Raw genomic sequence first — 22,600 nt, forward strand, 5'->3', positions numbered from 1 at the left:
TCGGGGAGGGCCCGCAGCGTCTCCGTCAGCCCTGCGGGCCGCGGACGATGTCGCGTAGGCGAAACAGTCGCTCCCCGACCGAGCGTTCGTTGCCGTTCTGCGTCGGGGAGTAGTAGTCCACCCCAACCAGATCATCGGGGGCATACTGCTGTCGAGCCACATGGTGCGGCTGGTCGTGGGCATAGACATAGTCCTTCCCATGACCGAGCCGAGCCGCCCCCGCGTAGTGGCTGTCTCGCAAATGCGGCGGGACGGAGTGACCTCTACCGGAGCGCACATCTGCGATGGCAGCATCGAGTGCCTTATAGGAGGCGTTGGACTTCGGGGCTGTCGCGATGTGCACTGTGGCCTGAGCCAGTAGGATCCTGGCCTCAGGCATACCGATGCGCTGGACCGCATCTGCTGCTGCTACTGCCGTCTGCAACGCTGAAGGATCCGCCATAGCAACTTCCTCGCCCGCTGCGATGACGAGCCGACGGGCTATGAATCTTGGATCCTCTCCAGCCACAATCATGCGGGCCAAGTAGTGCAGGGCGGCATCCACGTCCGAGCCGCGCAGGGACTTTATGAAGGCCGAAATGACATCGTAGTGCTGGTCACCGTCCTTGTCGTAGCGCTGCACTGCGAAATCGGCTGCCTGCTGCGCATCCTCCACACCTATTCGGTCCGAGTCCCGGCCCCGAGCCACTGCTGCTGCCGCTTCCAGCGTGGTCAGCACCCTTCTGGCGTCACCTCCAGAGACACGCAGGATATGATCCCGAGCCTCAGCTTCAAGGTCGAAAGCTCCGGCCAATCCGCGTTCGGATTCAAGCGCTCGATCAATGAGACCGGAGAGGTCCTCCCGGCCCAGTGATGTCAGCGTCAGCAGGAGTGACCTGGACAGCAGCGGCGCCACCACGCTGAAGGAGGGGTTCTCGGTGGTCGCGGCGATCAGTATGACCCAACCGTTCTCCACTCCCGGAAGGAGAGCGTCCTGCTGGGCCTTGTTGAAACGGTGGATCTCGTCTAGGAACAGCACTGTCGTCAGCGAACGCAGGTCCCTGTCCTCAAGGGCCTGATCCATGACCTGCCTGACGTCCTTTACGCCAGCGCGGATGGCGGAGAGTTCCACGAACTTCCTGGCCCCACCACGTGCCACCACATGGGCGATCGTCGTCTTCCCAGTCCCCGGCGGCCCATAGAGAATGACTGAGCTGGCCCCAGCAGGGCCCGTGTTGCCCTCGGTCAGCACCCGCAGGGGGGATCCCCCTTTGAGAAGATGCTGCTGGCCCACCACCTCATCCAGGGTGCGGGGTCGCATTCGTACTGCGAGTGGGGTGTGGCGGCGGGGCTCACGGGTCTGGGACACTCTGTCGGCGTTGTCCTGATCCTCAGGTTCGGTGAAGAGGTCGCCTGTCATAGGTCCCAGATTACCGGCCGGGCGGGCCGTCCGACGTGGAGGCGCTTTATGCTGGTCTGTGAGTCAGCTCGCCGTCGCCAATTCCTCGAGCCATGCCGACCAGAACTGCTTCCATGCCTCTGCGACATCGGGGCCGGGCAGCTTCTCATGTGTCACCACGAGCCTGCAGCCTGTGTTGGCCGGTTCACCGCGAAACTGCAGGACCCCCAGAGCTGCACCGGTATCGGGGTCCGAGAGTGAGAACTTTGGTGCTCTCACGCCGGGTCTGGACCGCTCGTTGGACGTCATCGCCGGCAACAGGGCTGCTCTGCCTTGTGGGTTGGCCAGGAGTTCGCGCAGTTGCACCCACTCGAGACCGAGTGTCTTGGAGCGAGAAACGGAAAAGGTCCCGTCCGGCATCTGGCCGGGGAGGCGCAGCCCGGTGAGGCGTTCATAACCAACCGTCACTCCCTGAGCCCACCAACCGTCCACACCATGCTCCTCGGTGACCCATGCTGCGATGGCTGCGTGACCAGCGGCCCGTCCCGGCCCAGCATCGATTAGTGCCACCCACTCATCCCATCGGCGTCCAGTCTTGGCCCGGATGGTGTCGTCGCTATGCTCGGGAGAAGCGGCCCTGCCGGTACCTTCTCGACTCGGTGCGGACTCGGCGAGCACCAACGGCCGCAGGTCAGCATAGCGCTGACCACTCATTTCCATCCGCCGGCGGATGCTGGTGAGGTCAGGCTCTCTCTCGAACATAAAGTCCTCGGATCTCCTCAGCAGAGTCTCGGGATGAGGTGCAGCCTCCGCTCCATTCTAGGCGGGGGCCCCACCCGTGGGCTCGGGTTTGGCGTCCACCCCAGCCTCTTTTCGCTGCTGTGGCGTAATGGGAGCGGGAGCGGCAGTCAATGGGTCATACCCGGCTCCAGTCTTCGGGAACGCGATGACTTCCCGAATAGACTCTTCGCCGGCCAGCAGCGCGACGACGCGGTCCCAGCCGAACGCGAACCCACCGTGTGGAGGGGCGCCGTACTTGAACGCATCAAGCAGGAATCCAAACTTCTCCCGGGCGTCCTCCGGAGAGAGGCCCATCACTTGGAACACCCGCTCCTGCACATCCTGTCTGTGGATACGGATGGAACCACCGCCTATCTCGTTTCCATTGCAGACCAGGTCGTAGGCGTAGGCAAGGGCCTCGCCGGGGTCCGTGTCGAACGTCTCAGCGAATTCCGGTTTCGGTGCCGTGAACGCATGATGAACGGCCGTCCAAGCACCCGATCCGACTGCCACATCTCCAGCGGCCTGGGCATCGTCCGTGGGTTCGAACATGGGTGCATCCACTACCCACACGAAGGACCAGCTGCCGGGTTGAATCAGCTCCAGGCGCTGGGCGATCTCATTGCGGGCCGCGCCCAAGAGTCCGCGGGCAGCGGCCGGCTTATCGGCTGCAAAGAAGATGCAGTCACCGGGCTTAGCGCCGACGGTCTCTGCCAAACCGGCCTTCTCTGACTCTGAGAGGTTCTTGGCCACAGGTCCGCCGAGCTCGCCGTTGTCCTGGACCAGAACGTAGGCCAGCCCTTTGGCGCCGCGCTGCTTAGCCCACTCCTGCCAAGCGTCCAGTGTCCGCCGAGGCTGTGACGCTCCACCGGGCATGACGACCGCACCCACATAGGGTGCTCTGAAGACGCGGAAGGGCGTCTCCTTGAAGTATTCGGTGAGTTCGGTCAGTTCAAGACCGAAGCGCAGGTCTGGTTTGTCTGTGCCGTACCGCGCCATCGCCTCTCGGTAGGTGATGTGAGGAATGGGGGTGTCGATGTCTGCGCCAATCAGAGACCATAGTTCCCGGGTGACTTCCTCAACGAGGGCGATCACATCTTGCTGCTCAACAAAGCTGGCCTCGATGTCCAACTGCGTGAACTCAGGCTGGCGGTCGGCCCGGAAGTCTTCGTCCCGGTAGCAGCGTGCCAGCTGGTAATACTTCTCCACTCCGCCAACCTGCAGCAGCTGCTTGAACAGTTGAGGTGACTGGGGCAGGGCGTACCATGAGCCCGGGCTGAGGCGTGCCGGCACCACGAAGTCCCGGGCCCCTTCTGGGGTGGACCGGGTCAGTGTGGGAGTCTCGACCTCAAGGTAGCCCTGGCTGTGGAGCACGTCGCGTGCGACTCGGTTGGCTTCCGAGCGAAGCCGCATAGCCTTGGCCGGGCCTTTCCGCCGCAGGTCCAGGTAGCGGTGCCGCAGGCGGGCTTCCTCACCGACTTCCACGTGATCATCGATCTGGAAAGGCAGTGCGGCAGCCGCGTTGAGCACCTCTGTGGTCTGTGCGATGACCTCGACCTCACCGGAGCTGAGATTGGGGTTCTCGTTGCCTTCAGGTCGGCGCTCAACCACACCAGTAATCTTGAGCACAAACTCATTGCGCAGGGGATCGAAGTCTTTCTCATCGCGAACTACCACCTGTGCCACGCCCTGAGCGTCGCGCAGATCCAAGAAGGCGACACCTCCATGGTCGCGGCGGCGGGCTACCCAGCCGGTCAGCGTGACGGTCTGGCCTATGAGCTCGGCGTTGATCTCGCCGGTGGTGTGGGTGCGGAGCACAGCGTCCTTCCTTAAGGGTCTTCAGTCTTGCGAATGATTTGGGGGGTCAGGTCCTCAGTCGGGGGAGCCCAACTGCTGGGATCGGTTTCTTCCTGGGTTCCTGAACGAATGTCTTTGACCTCATGGCGGCCAAGATCGTCAGTGAACCACACAAATGGGATACCTCGCCTGTCCGCGTACTTGATCTGTTTGCCGAACTTCTCCGCGCTCAGCGCGACCTCAGCGCTGATGCCCCTGCTGCGGAGCTGGTCAGCGACATCCTGGGCTGCACCCCAATCTTCTGAAGTACGGAGGGTGACATACACCACGGTGGGCACAGAGCGCGACGCCGCCAGTTCCCCGGAGCTGAGCAGGGCTGAAAGCAGCCGTGTCACACCAATGGAGAGTCCCACACCGGGGAAGACCCGTTTGCCCTTGGAGGCAAGTGACTCGTAGCGGCCGCCCGAACAGATGGAACCGAGATCCTCATGACCGTGCAGCAGGGTCTCAATGACGGTTCCGGTGTAGTAGTCCAACCCGCGCGCGATAGAGAGATCTGCCATGGCACGCCCGGGCACGCGCGTGTTAAGCACGCTCATCAGCTCAGACAGTTCATCCAGGCCCTCTTGCAGCAGAGCAGAGGGCTCATCACCAACCAGTGCGCGGACCTTCTCCGCGAAGGAACCGTCACCGGTGCGAATCTGGGCCAGCTCCAGCGCCCGCTGCGCCTGCTCCGCGGATGCACCGGCGGTACGGCGCAGCTCCTCCGCGACTTGGCTGGGCCCAACCTTCTCCAGCTTGTCGACGATTCGGAGCACTGCCGCAGTGTCAGTGAGTCCGATGGATCGGTAGAACCCCTCTGAGAGTTTCCGGTTGTTGACCCGCAGACTGAACTCACCGATCCGCAGAGCCTCGAGTGCCCTTGCCATGACTATCGCGATCTCAACATCACAGCGGAAGGGCAGCGCGCCGTCGCCCACGATGTCGATATCGGCCTGAGAGAACTCCCTGAACCGACCGGCCTGAGGGCGCTCGCCACGCCAGACCTTCTGAATCTGATACCTACGGAATGGAAAAGCCAGGTGCCCGGCATTTTCCGTGACATACCGGGCAAACGGAACCGTATTATCAAAGCGCAGCGCCAGCTTGGCTTCCCGGCCAGCCCCCTCATCCTCGTGAATCCTGGAGATGGCGTAGATTTCCTGGTCGATCTCCCCCTTCTGCAGCAGGGTCTCAACCGTCTCAACAGCTCGGGTCTCCAGTGGTGAGAAGCCGTGGACCTCGAAGACTTGACGAAGTGTGTCGAGCATATGCAGCTCAGTCAGCCGCTCAGCCGGCAGCAGCTCGAGGTAGCCCGAGAGAGAGGCTTTGCGTGCCATAGGTGCTCAACGACTCCTTCTGAGGTGGGTCTTGCCAAACCACACCATCATACGGGTACGGCACAGAGTAATGGTCTGTCGCGGTAACCTGGTGGGATGAGTCCAGCTATCAAGCCGAACTACCATCAAACCCCCTTGGATGAGGTGCGCGAACGTACCCGGGTGGATGAAGAAGGCCACGTGTACGTGCGCTCCGCGTCGGAGGGTGGGGAGGAAGCGTATGTGGGGCAGTTCTCCGCAGGTGATGCCGAGGCCGCCCTGCAGTACTTCACCCGCAAGTTCGACGACCTCTACAACAGGGCTCTGCTCCTGCGGGCCCGGGTAGCCACTCAGGCTGACTCCGCCGGGGCCCTGCGCTCCAGCCAGGCCACACTGAGCAAGGAACTGGAGAACGGAACCTGGGTCGGTGACGTGATCGGGCTGCGTGGAATCCTGCATGAGATTGAGCGGGGAATAGATGGCATCGCTGCTGCGGAGAAGAAGCAGAACGAGGAAGCTCTCGCAGCCAAGGCTGCGGTGCGCGAAGAGATCGTGCGAGCCGCAGAGGACCTGGCCGCCGTCGACCCGGACCGTCAGCATTGGAAGTCCGCCCAGGAACGAATGAATGAACTGTTTGATCAGTGGAAGACTGAACAGCGCAACCCGCCCAGGCTGCCAAAGTCGCAGGAAGACCCGCTCTGGAAGCGGTTTCGGGAGGCGCGGAGCACTTTCGAGCGTCACCGCAAGGCATTCTTTGTGCGCCGAGACAAAGAAGCCGCTGACATCAAGAGAGCCAAGGAAGAGCTGATCGCTGAGGCGGAGAAGCTCCAGGACTCTAAGGATTTTGGGTCGACCACCAAGGCATACCACCGGCTCATGGACCGGTGGAAGGAACAGGGGAGAGGCCCTCGCAAGACGGAAGACGCCCAGTGGGCGAGGTTCCGTGCCGCTCAGGACGTGTTCTTCTCAGCACGTGATGAGGCAAATGCGAAGATGGAGGCCGAGTACAGGGAGAACCTCAAGAAGAAGGAGGAGATTCTCGGTAAGCTTCGCGGCCTCATGCCTTTCACTAAGCCCGCAGCGGTGCGTGAGCGGTATTTTGCGCTCATTGAGGCGTGGGATGCCGCCGGGAAAGTTCCCAGGGCAGATATTAAGCGTATGGAGCGCGCCATCGGTGAGGTGCAGGACGCTTTCCGTGAGGCCGAGGGTGCTACCCGCAGTCCACGGGAGTCAGCCCGGAATGACCGACAGTCTGAGATGATCGATCAGCTGGAGGAGACCATTTCTCAGTTGGAGGTCGAACTGGCGCAGGCTGATTCAGACGGCGATGCTCAGCGCAGGCGTGAAGCTGAAGAGGCTCTTGCGGCGCGCCGCAGCTGGCTTAAGATGCTCACTTCGAGCTGAAATAACAGATAGATTACACTTGCTGGGTCTGCGAACTAGACTGTCGTCCTGCCCAGACCCGTCCTGCCGTCAACATGTTCAGCGAGGAACTGCGTGAGCGATGAACAAACCCCCGACGTGGGGTCTCGCCGTCGTCGCCGCGAGATACGCGAATCCCGCGAGAGGGAACGCGCTGCGCAACGGGAGCGCGAGTCGGCGGTTCGTCGAATGAGCAGCTCCTCGACAGGGGCTGTCACGCCTCGCGGGTCCGCTGAGAGTTCACCAAACTTGTTCGATCAGGAAACCACGACTCCCAAGGATGAACGCCGCAGCGTCGCGTCGCGGGTGACCCCTGCAACTTCGGCCGGGAGCCCAGCGTCTGCGGGCACGAGTCATCCAGGTCAAGGGTTCCGCTCCCGCAGAGAGCGTCGACTCAAAGCCCAGCGCGCTGACTACCCCCAGACAGGACACGGCCACCACGAGCCTGACCGCCAAGCGGTCGCTGTGCCTCCCACGGTTGCCACCACGGAGGAAGAACAGACTCCGCTGGGGAGTGATAGTGCAGCCCAACCCGTCCAAAGTGCAGCACCCGCAGCGCCCACCGGATCCCCGTCCACTCCGTTCGAAGAAGTTGTGGCTCCGCGTTCCGCCGCCTCACCGGAGTATGAGCAGCCGGAGCCGGAATATGAGTATGACGACCACGATGAGCTCGACTGGGACGGCGTCTATGACGATGAGCACTTCGACGATGACGAACACTTTGATCATGATGAACACGGCGCGCCGATCTTGGTTGGTGCGTCAGACTATGGCCGCGGGTATCAGACTGTCGCTCCTGTGGAAGGGCGAGTGAATCGCAACCTTCTGTTGAGGCGCAAAGCCAAGCGGCGCCGGCGTAACATCACGTTGGCAGTCGCAGTGCTGGGTTTCGCGACACTCATGGTTGCCTTTGTCATGATCGTGCAGTCACTGCTCGGGGGCGACGAGGTCGCCGACTATGACACGGTCGCGGGGGACGAGGTCGAGTTTGAGATCTACCCCAATGAGGGCCTCGCCTCTATCCAGAACCGTTTGGTGGATGAAGAGATCATTGCCGGAACTGAGGCGTTTCAGGAGGCTCTGGAGGAGCTCGACCCCGAGGCGAGTTACCACGCAGAAACGTTGACGATGCGTGAGCAGATGCCCGCCGCTGACGCGGTGGAAGTTATCTTCGGAGACGGCGAGCAGGTGGGTTACATCAACGTGAACGCCGGGTTCAGGCTGGATGAAACCTTGGACGCCATCGCCACGGGAGCCCAGATTTCCCAGGAAGAACTGCAGGAGCTCAATGAGAATCCTCAGCAGTTCGGGGTTCCGGACCAGGCAGAGGACCTCGAAGGCTTCCTTGCCGCTGGCGAGTACGAGCCGGCCGTCGACGCCTCCGCCGAAGAGATTATCCAAATGATGGTGGACCCCACTTTGGAGCGGCTTGAAGAGGTAGGCGTCACCGACCCCGATGACCAGTGGGACGCCGTCATCACAGCCTCGCTGATCACCGCTGAGGCCAACAACACCATCAGCGAGGAGCGCAGCCGTGACGAGCGGCTCGAGGACTATCGCATCATGGCCGGCGCCATCGAGAATCGTCTGGAGCCGGACCAGACTGAGACCGACGGTCTGTTGCAGATCGACGCTGCAGTGAACTACGGCATCGGTCTCTCCGGTGACCTGCACTTTCCAGAGGAAGAGCGGCTGAACGCGGACAATGAGTACAACACTTACGTCCACACGGGTCTCCCGCCCGGCCCCATCGCAGTGCCGGTCTCGGATACGATCACCGCTGCAGCAGATCCGGCGGACACTGATGCGTTCTACTGGGTCACCGTCAACCCGATCACCGGAGAGACCCGGTTCAACGACGATCTCGCCGGGCACGAGGAAGACACCGAGGAATTCCTGGAGTTCTGTAGTGAGAATGAAGGAGCCTGTGGCCCTGGGGATGTTGACGCGGCAGAGGATGAGTTTGACTGATGAATCTCTCCGCTGCGTGGCGGAGGGCGGCGGTGCTCGGTTCACCCATCAGCCACTCCCGATCTCCTCAGCTGCACACCGCCGCCTATCAGCACCTCGGTGTGGACATCAGTTACACGCGGTTCGAGGTTGAAGAGGAAACGGTCGAGGAGTTCCTGAGCGAGCGAGCAGCAGAGCCTAACTGGGTCGGATGGTCGGTCACCATGCCCCTCAAATCGGCCATGGTGCCGCATATGAGTTCCGTCTCCACGCGGGTACAGACGCTGGGAGTGCTCAACACCGTGCTAGTTGGGCAGGACGCTCAGGGCAGACGGACTCTCCACGGTGAGAACACCGACGTCGACGGGATTGTCAAAGCCCTGAAGCAAGTGGGGATCACCGGCGAAGAGCCCGCCGCGGCGACTTTCGCCGTCCTCGGTTCGGGCGGGACCGCAGCAGCCGCGCTTGCCGCCGCGGCGGAACTGAACATGGCAGAAGCTCGCATCTACGCTCGCAGTGCGGCGCGCGCTGCCGGCGGTTCGCTGATCGCCGAGCGTCTGGGCCTACCGTTGAGCATCCGCCCGCTCAATGCATTGGGGGAAGACCTCAGCGCCGGGCTCTTGGATGTGGTGGTGTCCACGCTGCCGCCACGGGCTGCAGACCCTCTGGCGTCACAGATGCCCACTGACTGCAAGTCAAAGCCTGTGCTGCTCGACGTCGCTTATGACCCCTGGCCCTCGGCATTGGCCCAGGCATGGTCACAACGCGACTGGCCGGTCACCAGCGGGCTGGAGATGCTTCTGCATCAGGCGGTGCGCCAAGTAGAGCTCTTCACGGAGAACACCCGCAACCCAGCTGCGGTCCAGAACGATGCCGATCATTTGCTGATGGTGCGGAAGATGCGCTCCGCGGCCGGTCTCCATGAGGGAGCGGAGGCACTGGACCGTTAGGATGAACCCCATGTTGCGTTGGCTCACCTCCGGAGAATCCCACGGCAAGTCCCTGGTCGGCATCATCGAAGGGCTGCCTGCCGGGATAGACCTGAACACCACTCACGTGCGGCGCGCCCTGGCCCGCCGAAGGCTCGGCTATGGTCGGGGGGCTCGGATGAAGTTCGAGCAGGACCAGGTTCAGCTGCTCGGCGGTGTGCGGCACGGGCTCACCATGGGCGGACCCGTGGCTATCGAAATCGCCAATACGGAGTGGCCCAAGTGGGACAAAGTGATGTCCGCCGACCCTGTGGATCCTGAGGAGATTGAGGGTCTGGCCCGTAACGCCCCGCTGACTAGGCCCCGACCAGGCCACGCTGACTTCACGGGTATGCAGAAGTACGGTTTCACCGAAGCCCGTCCAGTCTTGGAGCGTGCCTCGGCCAGGGAAACAGCGACCCGAGTGGCGCTCGGCGCCGCAGCCAATCAGCTGTTAAGCGCGCTGGGTATCACCACTGTCGCTCACACAGTTGCCATCGGCACGGTTTCGTCACCGGAGAGCTCACCGGTGCCCTCTGCCACTGATATCGAGGCGCTTGACGCTGATCCGCTGCGCTGCTTCGACGCGGAAACCTCCCAATCCATGGTGGCTGAGGTCGACGCGGCCCATAAAGCCGGTGAGACCCTGGGCGGTGTGGTGGAGGTCGTGGTGGACGGTCTACCGCCGGGACTCGGCAGCTATGTGCACTGGGATCGTCGACTGGATGCGCGGCTTGCCGGGGCGTTGATGGGTATTCAGGCAATTAAGGGTGTCGAGGTGGGCGATGGGTTCCGTACGGCGGCCCGCCGAGGTTCCGAAGCCCACGATGAGATTGAGCTCAACGCCGAAGGCCAGGTGGTTCGAGCCACCAACAGGGCCGGGGGCATCGAAAGCGGCATGAGTATTGGCGGAACACTCCGGGTTCGAGCCGGAATGAAGCCCATCGCTACGGTTCCGAAGGCCCTGCGGACCGTGGATGTGGCCAGCGGAGAGACTACCACCGCGCACCACCAGCGCAGCGACGTCTGCGCGGTGCCCGCAGCCGGTGTCGTAGCGGAAGCTATGGTCCAACTGGTCCTGGCTCAAGCCGTCTTGGAGAAATTTGGCGGCGACAGCCTCGCAGAGGTCTCCCGAAACCTGCGGTCGTACCTCGAATCGCTCCCTGACATTGGCGCAAATCCGGAGGCCAGCGGGCACCAAGGCGACCCGATGCAGGCTCCGGCGGCTATGCAGCCCTGATGAACAATATTGTCCTAATCGGCCCGATGGGGTCAGGCAAATCAACAGTCGGAGCCGTGCTCGCCCGGCGCCTGGGCCGACCACACGTGGACACGGACCAGTTCTTCGTGGCCCGACACGGTCCCATCCGTGAGTACTTTGCCGTTCACGGAGAAGAAGCTTTCCGCGCCGCCGAGGAACAACTCGTGGCGGAGCTGCTCGACTCGCCCCGCCCCTCAGTGGTGAGTCTGGGCGGTGGATCCGTCACATCAGCAGCTACGCGCGAACTCCTGAAGACCCAGTTCGTGGTGATGCTCGATGTCACCGAGGCCCAGGCGAAGGCCAGAATCGGAGACGCCGCGACACGCCCCGTGCTCACCGCGGGCACCTCGGCACCACCGATCGAGCGGTGGAAAAACATCTACGCCGAACGGGAACCGCTCTACCGCGAATGCGCCGACCTGATCGTCAGCGCCGCCGAAGCAACGATCGAAGACCGAGCCCGACACATTATTGAGGCTATGAGGAGAGAACGATGAGTACAGAACCCACTGTCATCACAGTCGGAGAAGGAACAGGTGCCGGGGGGCAGGAGCTCGGCTACAGCGTTGTCGTCGGGGAGGGTCTGTTGGCGCAGCTGCCCGGGCTCGTGGGCCCGCAGGCCGAGCGTGTCTTGGTCATCCATCCCCGCGCGCTGCGCGCCACCGGCGATGTGGTCCGGGAAGACCTCGAGAAGGCCGGCTACCAGGCTGTCACCGCTGAGATTCCTGATGCCGAAGAGGGCAAACATATACAGGTTGCCGCGTTCTGCTGGCAGGTCCTGGGGCAGAATGACCTGACCCGCTCAGACGCCATCGTCTCTGTCGGGGGAGGAGCCGTCACCGATGTGGCAGGCTTCGTCGCCGCTACCTGGCTCCGCGGGATCCGCATTGTTCACATGCCCACCACACTGCTGGGCATGGTGGACGCCGCGGTGGGAGGTAAGACGGGGATCAACACCGCTGAGGGTAAGAACCTCGTCGGGTCGTTCCACCAGCCCGCAGGTGTGCTCGCTGACCTAGAGACGCTGGCCACACTGCCCCGGAACGAGCTCGTGGCAGGACTGGCTGAGGTGGTCAAATGTGGGTTCATCGCCGATGAGGAGATTCTCCGCACCGTGGAGCGCTCCCCGGAAGAGGTCCAGCGGTGGGACTCCGCTGAGCTGCGGGATCTCATTGAGCGGTCTATCCGAGTCAAAGCCGGCGTGGTCGGCCGGGACGTCAGGGAGTCGGGGGTCCGTGAGTCGCTGAACTACGGACATACCCTGGGGCACGCGATCGAACTTGCCGAACGGTACCAATGGCGCCATGGCGCCGCGATCTCGGTAGGCATGGTGTTCGCCGCTGAATTGGCCCGGAGTCTGGGCCGCCTTTCCGACGTCGAGGCGGACCGGCACCGTGAGATCCTCACCAGCCTAGGTCTGCCGACTACCTACCGCGACGACCGCTGGAACCAGCTCTTGGAAGGCATCCGACGGGATAAGAAGAATCGAGGCGAGACCCTGCGGTTCGTTCTGCTTAACTCGATCGGTTCTCCGGCTACGGTCGAGATCCCCGATCCTTCAATCCTGTTCGCGACCTACCAGGAGATCGCGGAGCCGGCCTCCAGCACCACCATCTCCCTGTAAGGACTGACGAGGGTGCAGCCTGTAGGATGGGTCGCCGGTATCCGGTTGACCGAGACCATCGCACCGTGACAACAGAAGGTAAGACGAACCTGTGGCAACTTCCAATGACATCAAGAACGGCTCTGTGCTCAAGCTGGAGGGCCAACTGTGGAACACACTTGAGTTTCAGCACGTCAAGCCTGGCAAAGGTGGAGCGTTCATCCGCACCAAACTGAGGAATATCACCTCAGGCAAGGTCGTGGACAAGACTTTCAACGCTGGGGCCAAAATCGAGTTGGCCACGGTGGACCGCTCCGATTACCAGTACTTGTACCAGGACGGTGAAGACTTCGTCTTCATGGACCTGCGCGACTTCGACCAGATCAGCGTCCCGGCTGCGACAGTCGGCGACGCAGCGAACTTTCTCTTGGAATCCCAGAAGGTCTCAATCGCGATCAACGAGGGCACCCCGCTCTACCTAGAGATGCCCCCTTCAGTGGTCCTGGAAGTGACGCAGACTGATCCCGGTCTGCAGGGCGACCGCTCGAAAGCTGGGACCAAACCTGCAACTCTGGAGACCGGGCACGAGATCCAGGTGCCACTCTTCGTTGAGCAGGGCACTAAGGTGAAGGTGGATACTCGAAGCTCTGAGTATCTCGGCCGAGTCAACGACTAGCACTGTGGCGAAACGAAGCAAAGCCCGGCAGCGGGCATTAGAGATCCTCTTCGAGGCCGAGCAGCGCAGCATGGACCCCCAGCTGGTGCTGAATACTCGCGTGGAGAAGGCGGAACTGATCGTCAACGACTATGTGCGCACACTCATCCAAGGAGTGGCGGAGCATCGCGACGAGATCGATGAGCTGCTGGCGACCTACGCACGGGGGTGGACCCTGGAACGCATGCCTCCGGTGGACCTGATGGCACTGCGCATCGGCGCCTGGGAACTGCTCCATAATGAGGAGATCCCCGACTCAGTCGCCGTCTCCGAGGCGGTGACGCTGGTCCGGAAACTCTCCACCGACGAGTCGCCGGGCTTCGTCAACGGAGTGCTCGGCAGGCTGCAGAAGCTCAAACCCACACTGGGCTGAGCTGCTGCGACCACCTGATAGGCTGACGCAGACAATCCTGCTCCTTTAAAGATCGTCCTGTGAGGCGAGGAAGGAGTCACAGCGTGACCCGCTCACCTGAGACCGCAACGGTCATGACCGCGGCCGATATCGACCGCGCGCTGACCCGCATAGCCCACGAAATTGTCGAGGCCCAACGTGGTGCCGACGAACTGATCATATGCGGGATTCCGCGCCGCGGCGTCCCGCTCGCACGCCGGTTGGGGGCAAAACTCGCTGCCATTGATTCGGCGTTCGACCCGCTCACCTCGGTAGGTTCCCTGGACGTGACCATGTACAGGGATGACCTGCGGACCTCCGTAGCCCGTACCCCTGAGCCTACCCAGCTTCCCGCCCGGGGCATCGACGGTCGCACCGTGGTCCTGGTGGACGACGTGCTCTATTCGGGGCGCACTGTCAGAGCCGCCCTCGATGCGCTCTCCGACTATGGGCGGCCCCAGGTGGTTCGATTGGCTGTGTTGGTGGACCGCGGACACCGGGAACTGCCCCTGCGTGCTGATCACGTCGGGAAGAACCTCCCCACCTCCCGGAGTGAACGGGTGGGTGTGCGCCTGGCTGAGATTGACGGCCTGACAGCCGAGGAGGAAAAGGTGGTGATCATCCGGTGAAGCACCTCCTGGACACCCAGGGCCTCGCCTATGACGACGCCCTTGCGATCCTGGATACCGCAGATGAGATGACAGCTGTCTCTTCCCGGGAAGTCAAGAAGCTCCCCACACTGCGCGGACGCACGGTGGTCAACCTGTTCTACGAGGACTCCACCAGGACTCGAATCTCCTTTGAAGCCGCAGCCAAGCGGCTCTCAGCCGATGTGATGAACTTCTCCGCCAAGGGTTCCTCGGTTTCCAAGGGTGAGTCGCTGAAGGACACGGTGCAGACCCTCGACGCGATGGGCGCCGATGCCATTGTCATCCGACACAGCGCCTCCGGCGCCGCGGCCCAGCTTGCAGCATCTGACTGGTCAGAAGCTGCCGTGATCAACGCCGGTGACGGCACGCACGAACATCCCACCCAGGCCCTCCTGGACGCGCTCACCTTGCGCCGCGGCTGGAGCGCTGCCCACGCGAGCAGCCCTCGGGGCAGCGACCTCTCAGGAATGAGGGTGCTCATCGTCGGTGATATTGTCCACTCGCGCGTGGCGCGTTCCAATGTGTGGCTGCTGCGAACCCTGGGTGCCGATGTTCACCTGGCAGCACCAGCGACCCTTCTTCCCTACGGCACGGACTCGTGGCCGGTGACGATCCACTACAGCCTCGACGATGCGCTGAGCGCAGCGCCGGACGCCGTGATGATGCTGCGGGTTCAGGCGGAACGCATGGGGGGAACCTTCTTCCCGACTGCGGCCGAGTACGCAAGGCGCTGGGGACTCACCGATGAGCGGCTCGCGGTCGTAGAGCGGCTCCGGCAGGGCACCACGGACGCCGCGGCGCTGATCCTACACCCTGGTCCCATGAACCGGGGTGTGGAGATATCATCCGCAGCGGCAGATTCGCCCCAGGCCAAGATCCTTGATCAGGTCGCGCACGGAGTCGCTGTGCGTATGGCTGTGCTGCACCTCCTACTGTCCCAACGTCAACCCGACGGGAGCCACGATGAGTGAAGACACAACCGGTCGTTCAGGGTCCGACCCGTGGAAAGCGAGAGTCTCATGAAGGACTATCTCATTCTTGGTGCCAGCATCCTCGGAGACGCCCCTACAGACGTAGTCGTCCGCGATGGGAACATCGCTAGTATCGGCTCCGGGAACGCGGAGCCTCGGGCGAACGTGCCCATGGAAACCATAGATGGCACCGGGCTGATAGCACTCCCCGGCATGGTGGATCTCCACGTTCATCTGCGCGAGCCAGGTCGTGAGGACGCCGAGACGGTCGAGACGGGTAGCCGGGCAGCCGCCAAAGGCGGATTCACCGCTGTGCACGCCATGGCTAACTCCTCCCCGGTGGCTGACACAGCCGGAGTCGTGGAGCAGGTCCACCGGCTCGGGCAGGACGCCGGGTGGACAGAGGTGTATCCGGTGGGTGCGATCACTAAGGGTCTCGGTGGGAAGGTGTTGGCTGAACTGGGGGCCATGGCAGAGTCCTCAGCCAAGGTTCGGATGTTCTCCGACGACGGGCACTGCGTGAACAACGCGCAGCTGATGCGCCGGGCCATGGAGTACGTCAAGACCATCGACGGGTTCGTCGCCCAACATGCCCAGGATGCAGATCTCACCGGCTGGGAGACCGAGAGCCCCGCGCAGATGAATGAGGGAAGAGTCTCCGCCACACTTGGTCTCCCCGGTTGGCCAGCTGTCGCGGAAGAGGCGATCATCGCCCGGGATGTGCTGCTGGCTGATTACGTCGGGTCCAGAATCCACATCTGCCACGTTTCCACCAAGGGCTCGGTGGAGATCATCCGTTGGGCTAAGGAGCGCGGCATTCAGGTCACAGCAGAAGTGACTCCGCATCACCTGATGCTCACAGACGAGCTGGTGAAGTCTTATGATCCGGTCTACAAGGTCAACCCACCGCTGCGGACCGAAGCTGACACTCAGGCGCTGCGCGAGGCCCTGGCTGAAGGCGTCATTGACGTTATCGGTACGGACCACGCCCCGCATCCCGAGCAGGCGAAGGAATGCGAGTGGGACCAAGCCGCCATGGGAATGACGGGACTGGAGACGGCCCTGCCGGCAGTCCAGCATGCCATGGTCGAGACCGGGCTGATCGGCTGGCGACGCTTTGCCGAGATCACCTCGATTCGTCCCGCTGAGATTTACGGCCACACTCACCAGGGTCGGCCCATCGCGGCTGGCGAGCCCGCCAATATGATTCTCATTGACCCTTCGGCTGCCACCACAGTTCACCCAGGCACCCACGCCAGCAAGGGCCGGAACTCACCGTTCAGGGGCATTGAGCTCCCCGGAGAGGTGCGCCATACATTCCTTGGCGGCCTCCCTGTGATGCTTGACGGGGAGCTGGCCACCCCGCGGAGCACGGGGAGCGCTGCATGAACCCTTTGCTGGCTTATGTCCCTCCCACACTGACTCGGGCTCCGGAGATGACCGGAACGTATCTGAATTTCCTGTGGGCGGCTCTGGCAGTGGTGGCCGTATTCTGTGCGCTCATTTGGCTGGGGTGGCGAAATCGCAAGCGCCGACAGGCTGGGGTGCCGGAACCCAGAGATGTACCGCCAGAACTGCTGGAGGCGACTCCTCAAGCAGCGGCCGAAGGAATGGTCATCGGTACGGTCAAAGGCGGCCAATACTTGGATCGCATCGCCGTCCACGAGCTGGGTCTTCGCACCACTGGACGGGTTGAGGTGCACCCGGCGGGAGTGGCCGTCTTCCGCTCCGGGGTGCGCAACATCTTCATTCCGGCCGAAGATCTGACCTATGCACGAACGGACCGAGGAATGATCGGGAAGTTTGTTGAAAAGGACGGAGCCGTGATCCTTGGCTGGCGACTAGGTACGACCGACGTTGATACCGGGTTCCGGCCACGCCGGGCCGATGAAGGCCGCGCCCTGGTCCAGGCGCTGAACGACCTGACTGAAGGAGAGACCACCCTATGAGCGATTCGTCCACTCACGGAACGCAGCCAGGCACAGCTCAGCCCGGCTCAGACCGAGCCCGTTCCACCGCGGATGACAGCCTTGCCCTGCTCGTCCTCGAGGACGGTACAACCTTTGAGGGCACCGCCTACGGCGCACGCGGGACCACACTGGGGGAGGCCGTGTTCTCCACCGGAATGACCGGGTACCAGGAGACCCTCACGGACCCCAGCTACGCACGCCAAATCGTGGTCCAGACCGCACCGCATATCGGCAACACCGGCATCAATGACGAAGATCCAGAGTCCCGCCGTATCTGGGTGTCCGGCTACGCCGTCCGTGACGCAGCGCGGCTTCCCTCCAATTGGAGATCGGTGCGGACACTGGCTCAGGAGCTCATCGATCAGGGCATCGTCGGAATCAAAGATATCGATACCAGGGCCCTCACTCGTCGGCTCCGGAGCCGGGGTTCAATGCGAGCAGGCATCTTCTCAGCCGAAGCGCTGTTTGACGAGGCAGGTCACCGCCGCGCTCCGGCGGACTTGCTGCAGGCTGTGCGTTCTCAGCCTGACATGCTCGGCGCCCGCTTGGCTGAGGAAGTCACTTCCGCCGAGCCTTATGTGATCGACCCCGGGGATCACGGTTGGGAGAACGAGCCCATCGCCACTGTGGCGGCGATCGACCTGGGCATCAAAACGATGACCCCCGTGCGGATGGCTGAGCGGGGACTGCGGGTCCACGTGTTGCCAGCGACGACCAGCTACACAGACATCGAACAGCTCAAGCCGGACGGGGTCTTCATCTCCAACGGCCCAGGAGATCCCGCCACCGCAGACACGCAGGTTGGCCTGCTGCGCGAGGTGCTTGATGCTCGGATGCCGTTTTTCGGCATCTGCTTCGGCAATCAGATACTGGGGCGGGCCCTGGGCTTCGGCACCTATAAGCTGCCTTTCGGTCACCGTGGCATCAACCAGCCGGTGATGGATCACGCCACAGGAAAGGTTGAAATCACCAGTCAGAACCATGGCTTCGCCGTAGACGCCCCCGTGGGGGAGACTATCTCTGCGCCAGAGTCTCGATACGGACGGGTTCAGGTCAGCCACTCGAGTCTCAATGACGGGGTGGTGGAAGGCCTGCGCTGCATGGACCTCCCGGCCTTCAGCGTCCAGTATCATCCGGAGGCGGCGGCCGGCCCACACGATTCCGCCTACCTCTTCGACCGCTTCGTGGACTTGATGAAGGAGCACCAGAATGCCTAAACGCACTGACCTCAAATCCGTGTTGGTGATCGGCTCCGGCCCGATCGTCATAGGTCAGGCCGCCGAGTTCGACTACTCCGGAACTCAGGCGCTGCGGGTGCTCAAAGAAGAGGGCATCCGAGTGATCCTGGTGAACTCCAACCCCGCCACCATCATGACCGACCCAGAGTTCGCTGACGCCACCTACGTTGAGCCGATCAGCCCCGAGGTGATCACCAAGATCATCGCCAAGGAGCGGCCCGACGCCCTGCTGCCTACGCTGGGGGGACAGACGGCGCTCAACGCGGCTATCGCGCTCGATAAACAGGGTGTGCTCGAGGACTATGGCGTCGAGCTCATCGGCGCGAACATCGCAGCGATCGAGCTCGGGGAGGATCGGCAGAAGTTCAAGGGTGTCGTGGAACGCTCCGGGGGAGAGTCAGCCAGCAGCCGCATCGTCCACTCCATGGATGAAGCCCTGGAGGCAGCCGAGGAGCTTGGGTACCCCATGGTCGTTCGACCGAGCTTCACCATGGGCGGCCTGGGTTCCGGCATGGCCCACAACGAGCGAGACCTGCGGCGGATTGCAGGCGCGGGACTGCAGTACTCACCCACCACGGAGGTCCTCCTTGAGGAGTCGATCCTGGGGTGGAAGGAGTACGAGCTGGAGATGATGCGCGACGCCAACGACAACGTGGTGGTCGTCTGCACCATTGAGAACCTGGACCCAGTTGGGGTGCATACCGGAGACTCCATCACGGTAGCCCCAGCAATGACGCTCACCGACCGGGAATACCAGAAGCTCCGTGACATCTCCATCAATGTGATTCGTGAAGTGGGTGTGGCCACCGGTGGTTGCAACATCCAATTCGCAGTCGACCCGGAGACCGGGCGCGTGGTGGTCATCGAGATGAACCCCCGAGTGAGCAGATCCTCCGCACTGGCTTCCAAAGCAACCGGTTTCGCCATCGCAAAGATCGCCACCAAACTCGCAGTGGGGTACACCCTGGATGAGATCCCCAACGACATCACCAAAAAGACTCCCGCGAGTTTCGAACCGACGCTCGACTATGTCGTGGTCAAAGTCCCGCGCTTTGCTTTTGAAAAATTCCCCGCCGCCGACCCCACACTGACCACCACAATGAAGTCGGTGGGTGAGGCGATGGCAATTGGCCGAAACTTCACGGAAGCTCTACAGAAAGCACTGCGCTCGCTGGAGCAGCGCGGCAGTGAGTTCAGCTTCGCCCAGAGCGACGACGCTGCGGTGGCTCAGTTCCTATCCGGCATGGCAACTGCCACCACCGACCGTATCTATCAGGTCCAGCAGGCGCTGCTGGCCGGAGTCGCGCCGGAAGAGGTCCATCGGATCACTGGTATCGACCCGTGGTACCTGGATCAGTTGGCGCTGATCAATGAAACGGCCCAGCAGGTCCAGGCCGCCGAGGACCTCGATGTGCAGGTACTGAAGACCGCAAAACGGCACGGGTTCTCAGACGAGCAGATCGGTCAGCTGCGCGCCATGGACCCTGCTGTGGTGCGAGGAGTTCGGCACGCACTCGGGATCCGGCCGGTTTACAAGACTGTAGACACCTGCGCTGCGGAATTCCCCGCCTACACCCCGTACCACTACTCCAGTTATGACCAGGAGGATGAGATAGCCGAGCACGAGAGCCCGTCGGTGATCATCCTCGGCTCAGGCCCGAACCGGATCGGTCAGGGAATCGAGTTCGACTATTCCTGCGTGCACGCCACGATGGCTCTGCGTGAGGCCGGCTATGAAACGGTCATGATCAACTGCAATCCCGAGACCGTCTCCACTGACTACGACGTCTCCACCCGGCTCTACTTCGAGCCGCTGACACTCGAGGACGTCCTCGAGGTCATCGCCGCTGAACAGCGTACTGGGGGCGTGGCAGGGGTGTTTGTCCAACTGGGAGGGCAGACCCCGCTCAAACTGGCCCAGCAGCTGGCCGACGCCGGGGTGCCCATCCTGGGCACCAGCCCAGAGGCTATCGACTTGGCAGAGCACCGCGGCGCCTTCGACCAGGTGTTGCAGTCTGCGGGACTGATCGCTCCTAAGAACGGCACAGCGGTCAGTTTCGAGGACGCCAAGAATGTCGCAGACTCGATCGGGTACCCAGTATTGGTGCGCCCCAGCTACGTGCTGGGTGGACGCGGCATGGAGATCGTCTACGATGAGCCCGGTCTTGAGCGGTACATCGCCAACGCCACCGAAGTAACTCCGGCGCACCCTGTGCTGGTAGACCGATTTCTGGAAGACGCCATCGAGGTGGACGTCGACGCCCTCTATGACGGCGAAGATCTCTACCTGGGCGGCATTATGGAGCACATCGAAGAGGCCGGGATCCACTCCGGGGACTCGGCATGTGTGCTGCCGCCGATCACCCTAGGACCCGATATGCTGGAGCGGGTCCGCGAGGCCACCGCGGCGCTGGCCGCCGGTGTCGGAGTGCGCGGTCTGATCAACATTCAGTTCGCCGTCGCCTCCGACGTCCTCTACGTCATCGAAGCTAATCCGCGGGCTTCACGGACTGTGCCCTTCGTCTCCAAAGCCACCGGCGTACAGCTGGCCAAAGCTGCCGCGCTGATCGGCATGGGGGTCACTGTGAAGCAGATGCGCGGCGGACTCCTCCCCGCCCACGGCGACGGCTCGCTGCTGCCGCCCTCGGCGCCGGTCGCTGTGAAGGAGGCTGTGCTGCCGTTCGCGCGTTTCCGGACGCCCGAGGGTCGCGTGGTGGACTCACTTCTGGGGCCGGAGATGCGGTCTACGGGTGAGGTGATGGGCATCGATACCTACTTCGACACGGCGTTCGCCAAGTCCCAGCTCGCGGCGAACAATCCGCTGCCCACCTCGGGCAAGGCCTTCGTCTCGGTGGCCAACCGCGATAAGCGTGGGGTCATCATGCCCGTAAAACGCCTCGCTGATCTCGGTTTCTCCATCGTGTCAACGGGCGGTACAGCTGATGTGTTGCGCCGTAACGGAATCAGTTGTGACGTGGTGGACAAGATTGCGGCCACACCGGAGAGCCAAGGGACCGTGTTGCCCCTGGTAGAGGCTGGAGAGATCGCGCTGATCATCAATACGCCTTCCGGCGGAGATGCACGCACAGACGGTTACGAGATTCGGGCCGCCGCCACCAGTCTCGGAGTTCCGGTCGTGACCACCATTGCGGAGTTTGGGGCGGCTCTGCAAGCCATTGAGGCCCAGCGCACGCACAGCTGGTCGGTATCCTCCCTCCAGGAGCACGCAGCTGCTCTGCACCGTGCAGGCTTATCTGTCGCCGGGGCCTCATGACCACGTTTGGCACGCGACTGGAACACGCCTTCAACACCTTCGGTCAGCTCTGCGTCGGCATCGACCCGCATCCTGATGTTCTCTCCGACTGGGGGCTGCCCGACGACGCCCGCGGATTGCGGGAGTGCGGTATGCGCGTGGTCGAGGCCTCCGCGGGCCGCGCCGGGATCGTCAAGCCCCAGGTCGCGTGCTTCGAGCGCCACGGCGTGGCGGGCCTCCAGGTGTTGGCGGAGGTCATAGCTGCGGCGAAGAGTGCGGGTCTGCTGGTCATCGCCGACGCTAAGCGGGGAGACATCGGTTCCACGATGGAGGCCTACGCCGAAGCGTGGCTCAATCCCCAGAGAGACTTCGGAGTGGACGCTCTGACCGTCAGCCCGTTCTTGGGGTTTGCTACTTTGCAGCCGGCCGTCCAGGCCGCTGCACAATACGAGGCCGGACTGTTCGTCTTGGCCTTGACCTCGAACGCCGAGGGGCAGCAGGTTCAGCTGGCCCGTGACGAGGACGGGCAGACTGTCGCTGGGCGCATCGTACGCTCGGTAGCGGCGTCCAACGCCGCAGCAGCGGACCAGGGAAAAATGGGCAGCATCGGTCTGGTGGTCGGAGCCACCACGGCGCATCTGGCTGAGCAGAATGGGATTGACCTGGTCGCGGGAAGCCCCCCACTTCTGGCACCGGGATACGGCGCCCAAGGAGCGACTGCCCAGAGCATCCGAAGTGGCTTCGGCGCAGCCTGGGGTCAGGTGCTGGTCAATTCGTCCCGAGCCATCCTCGCCGCAGGGCCTGAAACCCATGGTCTCGTCTCAAATATTGAGCAAGCGCGCACTGACTTGCAGTGACACCGCCTATTGACGGGCTGCTCATGTCACGTCCTATT

Annotated in this window: 19 protein-coding genes; 15 read left to right on the top strand and 4 right to left on the bottom strand. The window is 62.8% G+C overall.

Features of this window, described 5'->3' with window-relative positions; all coding sequences use genetic code 11:
* Positions 1-25 precede the first annotated feature (25 nt).
* The 4 genes from D3250_RS09700 to hisS all read right to left on the bottom strand — a co-directional run bounded on the left by D3250_RS09700 (position 26) and on the right by hisS (position 5,334).
* Positions 26-1,399: a replication-associated recombination protein A gene (locus D3250_RS09700; RefSeq protein WP_119903195.1), complete on the bottom strand. Its 1,374-nt coding sequence runs from the start codon at positions 1,397-1,399 to the stop codon at positions 26-28.
* A gap of 63 nt (positions 1,400-1,462) precedes the next feature.
* Positions 1,463-2,140: a DUF4287 domain-containing protein gene (locus tag D3250_RS09705; RefSeq protein WP_119903196.1), complete on the bottom strand. Its 678-nt coding sequence runs from the start codon at positions 2,138-2,140 to the stop codon at positions 1,463-1,465.
* Positions 2,141-2,197: 57 nt separating this feature from the next.
* Entirely contained in the window at positions 2,198-3,976 is a 1,779-nt protein-coding gene (gene aspS, locus D3250_RS09710; protein WP_119903197.1) for an aspartate--tRNA ligase, read from the bottom strand.
* An 11-nt stretch (positions 3,977-3,987) separates the two neighbouring features.
* A complete protein-coding gene (gene hisS, locus D3250_RS09715; protein WP_119903198.1) occupies positions 3,988-5,334 on the bottom strand; it encodes a histidine--tRNA ligase in 1,347 nt (448 codons plus the stop codon).
* A 96-nt stretch (positions 5,335-5,430) separates the two neighbouring features.
* On the opposite strand from hisS, the gene D3250_RS09720 reads away from it, so the two are divergent.
* The 15 genes from D3250_RS09720 (at position 5,431) to pyrF (ending at position 22,562) form a co-directional block, all read left to right on the top strand.
* Positions 5,431-6,717 (top strand): DUF349 domain-containing protein, encoded by a 1,287-nt coding sequence (locus tag D3250_RS09720; RefSeq protein WP_119903199.1) that lies wholly within the window; start codon positions 5,431-5,433, stop codon positions 6,715-6,717.
* A gap of 93 nt (positions 6,718-6,810) precedes the next feature.
* Positions 6,811-8,706: an endolytic transglycosylase MltG gene (locus tag D3250_RS09725; RefSeq protein ID WP_147383523.1), complete on the top strand. Its 1,896-nt coding sequence runs from the start codon at positions 6,811-6,813 to the stop codon at positions 8,704-8,706.
* Positions 8,706-9,635 carry a shikimate dehydrogenase gene (locus D3250_RS09730; protein ID WP_119903201.1) on the top strand — a complete coding sequence of 310 codons (930 nt, stop codon included), beginning with the start codon at positions 8,706-8,708 and terminating at the stop codon, positions 9,633-9,635. Before D3250_RS09725 ends, D3250_RS09730 begins: the two co-directional genes overlap by 1 nt.
* Positions 9,636-9,645: 10 nt before the next feature.
* On the top strand, positions 9,646-10,893 hold the full coding sequence (aroC, locus tag D3250_RS09735) for a chorismate synthase (protein WP_119903554.1): 1,248 nt from the start codon (positions 9,646-9,648) through the stop codon (positions 10,891-10,893).
* On the top strand, positions 10,893-11,411 hold the full coding sequence (locus tag D3250_RS09740; RefSeq protein ID WP_119903202.1) for a shikimate kinase: 519 nt from the start codon (positions 10,893-10,895) through the stop codon (positions 11,409-11,411). The genes aroC and D3250_RS09740 overlap by 1 nt, the downstream gene beginning before the upstream one ends.
* Positions 11,408-12,538 (top strand): 3-dehydroquinate synthase, encoded by a 1,131-nt coding sequence (gene aroB / locus D3250_RS09745; protein WP_119903203.1) that lies wholly within the window; start codon positions 11,408-11,410, stop codon positions 12,536-12,538. Before D3250_RS09740 ends, aroB begins: the two co-directional genes overlap by 4 nt.
* A 91-nt stretch (positions 12,539-12,629) precedes the next feature.
* Positions 12,630-13,193, top strand: coding sequence for an elongation factor P (efp, locus tag D3250_RS09750; protein WP_119903204.1), 564 nt, complete (start codon positions 12,630-12,632; stop codon positions 13,191-13,193).
* A gap of 4 nt (positions 13,194-13,197) precedes the next feature.
* Positions 13,198-13,605 (top strand): transcription antitermination factor NusB, encoded by a 408-nt coding sequence (gene nusB / locus D3250_RS09755; protein WP_119903205.1) that lies wholly within the window; start codon positions 13,198-13,200, stop codon positions 13,603-13,605.
* 83 nt (positions 13,606-13,688) lie between these two features.
* Positions 13,689-14,252 (top strand): bifunctional pyr operon transcriptional regulator/uracil phosphoribosyltransferase PyrR, encoded by a 564-nt coding sequence (gene pyrR, locus D3250_RS09760; RefSeq protein ID WP_119903206.1) that lies wholly within the window; start codon positions 13,689-13,691, stop codon positions 14,250-14,252.
* Positions 14,249-15,244, top strand: coding sequence for an aspartate carbamoyltransferase catalytic subunit (locus tag D3250_RS09765; RefSeq protein ID WP_119903207.1), 996 nt, complete (start codon positions 14,249-14,251; stop codon positions 15,242-15,244). The genes pyrR and D3250_RS09765 overlap by 4 nt, the downstream gene beginning before the upstream one ends.
* 48 nt (positions 15,245-15,292) lie before the next feature.
* The gene (locus tag D3250_RS09770) at positions 15,293-16,633 is read left to right on the top strand and encodes a dihydroorotase (RefSeq protein WP_119903208.1); all 1,341 of its coding nucleotides are present in this window, start codon (positions 15,293-15,295) and stop codon (positions 16,631-16,633) included.
* Positions 16,630-17,193: a PH-like domain-containing protein gene (locus tag D3250_RS09775; protein ID WP_225973263.1), complete on the top strand. Its 564-nt coding sequence runs from the start codon at positions 16,630-16,632 to the stop codon at positions 17,191-17,193. The genes D3250_RS09770 and D3250_RS09775 overlap by 4 nt, the downstream gene beginning before the upstream one ends.
* Positions 17,190-18,431 carry a glutamine-hydrolyzing carbamoyl-phosphate synthase small subunit gene (gene carA / locus D3250_RS09780; protein WP_119903209.1) on the top strand — a complete coding sequence of 414 codons (1,242 nt, stop codon included), beginning with the start codon at positions 17,190-17,192 and terminating at the stop codon, positions 18,429-18,431. The genes D3250_RS09775 and carA overlap by 4 nt, the downstream gene beginning before the upstream one ends.
* A complete protein-coding gene (gene carB, locus D3250_RS09785; protein WP_119903210.1) occupies positions 18,424-21,726 on the top strand; it encodes a carbamoyl-phosphate synthase large subunit in 3,303 nt (1,100 codons plus the stop codon). The genes carA and carB overlap by 8 nt, the downstream gene beginning before the upstream one ends.
* Positions 21,723-22,562, top strand: a complete 840-nt coding sequence (pyrF, locus tag D3250_RS09790; protein ID WP_119903211.1) for an orotidine-5'-phosphate decarboxylase — start codon at positions 21,723-21,725, stop codon at positions 22,560-22,562. Before carB ends, pyrF begins: the two co-directional genes overlap by 4 nt.
* The last annotated feature ends 38 nt before the right edge of the window (positions 22,563-22,600 follow it).

It is taken from the genome of Nesterenkonia natronophila (assembly GCF_003595215.1).
Lineage (GTDB): Bacteria > Actinomycetota > Actinomycetes > Actinomycetales > Micrococcaceae > Nesterenkonia > Nesterenkonia natronophila.

Excerpts from the sequence above, each read along its gene's own strand:
- D3250_RS09700 (WP_119903195.1), bottom strand. The coding sequence starts at position 1,399 with ATGACAGGCGACCTCTTCACCGAACCTGAGGATCAGGACAACGCCGAC.
- D3250_RS09705 (WP_119903196.1), bottom strand. The coding sequence starts at position 2,140 with ATGTTCGAGAGAGAGCCTGACCTCACCAGCATCCGCCGGCGGATGGAA.
- hisS (WP_119903198.1), bottom strand. The coding sequence starts at position 5,334 with ATGGCACGCAAAGCCTCTCTCTCGGGCTACCTCGAGCTGCTGCCGGCT.
- D3250_RS09720 (WP_119903199.1), top strand. The coding sequence starts at position 5,431 with ATGAGTCCAGCTATCAAGCCGAACTACCATCAAACCCCCTTGGATGAG.
- D3250_RS09730 (WP_119903201.1), top strand. The coding sequence starts at position 8,706 with ATGAATCTCTCCGCTGCGTGGCGGAGGGCGGCGGTGCTCGGTTCACCC.
- aroC (WP_119903554.1), top strand. The coding sequence starts at position 9,646 with ATGTTGCGTTGGCTCACCTCCGGAGAATCCCACGGCAAGTCCCTGGTC.
- D3250_RS09740 (WP_119903202.1), top strand. The coding sequence starts at position 10,893 with ATGAACAATATTGTCCTAATCGGCCCGATGGGGTCAGGCAAATCAACA.
- aroB (WP_119903203.1), top strand. The coding sequence starts at position 11,408 with ATGAGTACAGAACCCACTGTCATCACAGTCGGAGAAGGAACAGGTGCC.
- D3250_RS09770 (WP_119903208.1), top strand. The coding sequence starts at position 15,293 with ATGAAGGACTATCTCATTCTTGGTGCCAGCATCCTCGGAGACGCCCCT.
- D3250_RS09775 (WP_225973263.1), top strand. The coding sequence starts at position 16,630 with ATGAACCCTTTGCTGGCTTATGTCCCTCCCACACTGACTCGGGCTCCG.
- carA (WP_119903209.1), top strand. The coding sequence starts at position 17,190 with ATGAGCGATTCGTCCACTCACGGAACGCAGCCAGGCACAGCTCAGCCC.
- carB (WP_119903210.1), top strand. The coding sequence starts at position 18,424 with ATGCCTAAACGCACTGACCTCAAATCCGTGTTGGTGATCGGCTCCGGC.
- pyrF (WP_119903211.1), top strand. The coding sequence starts at position 21,723 with ATGACCACGTTTGGCACGCGACTGGAACACGCCTTCAACACCTTCGGT.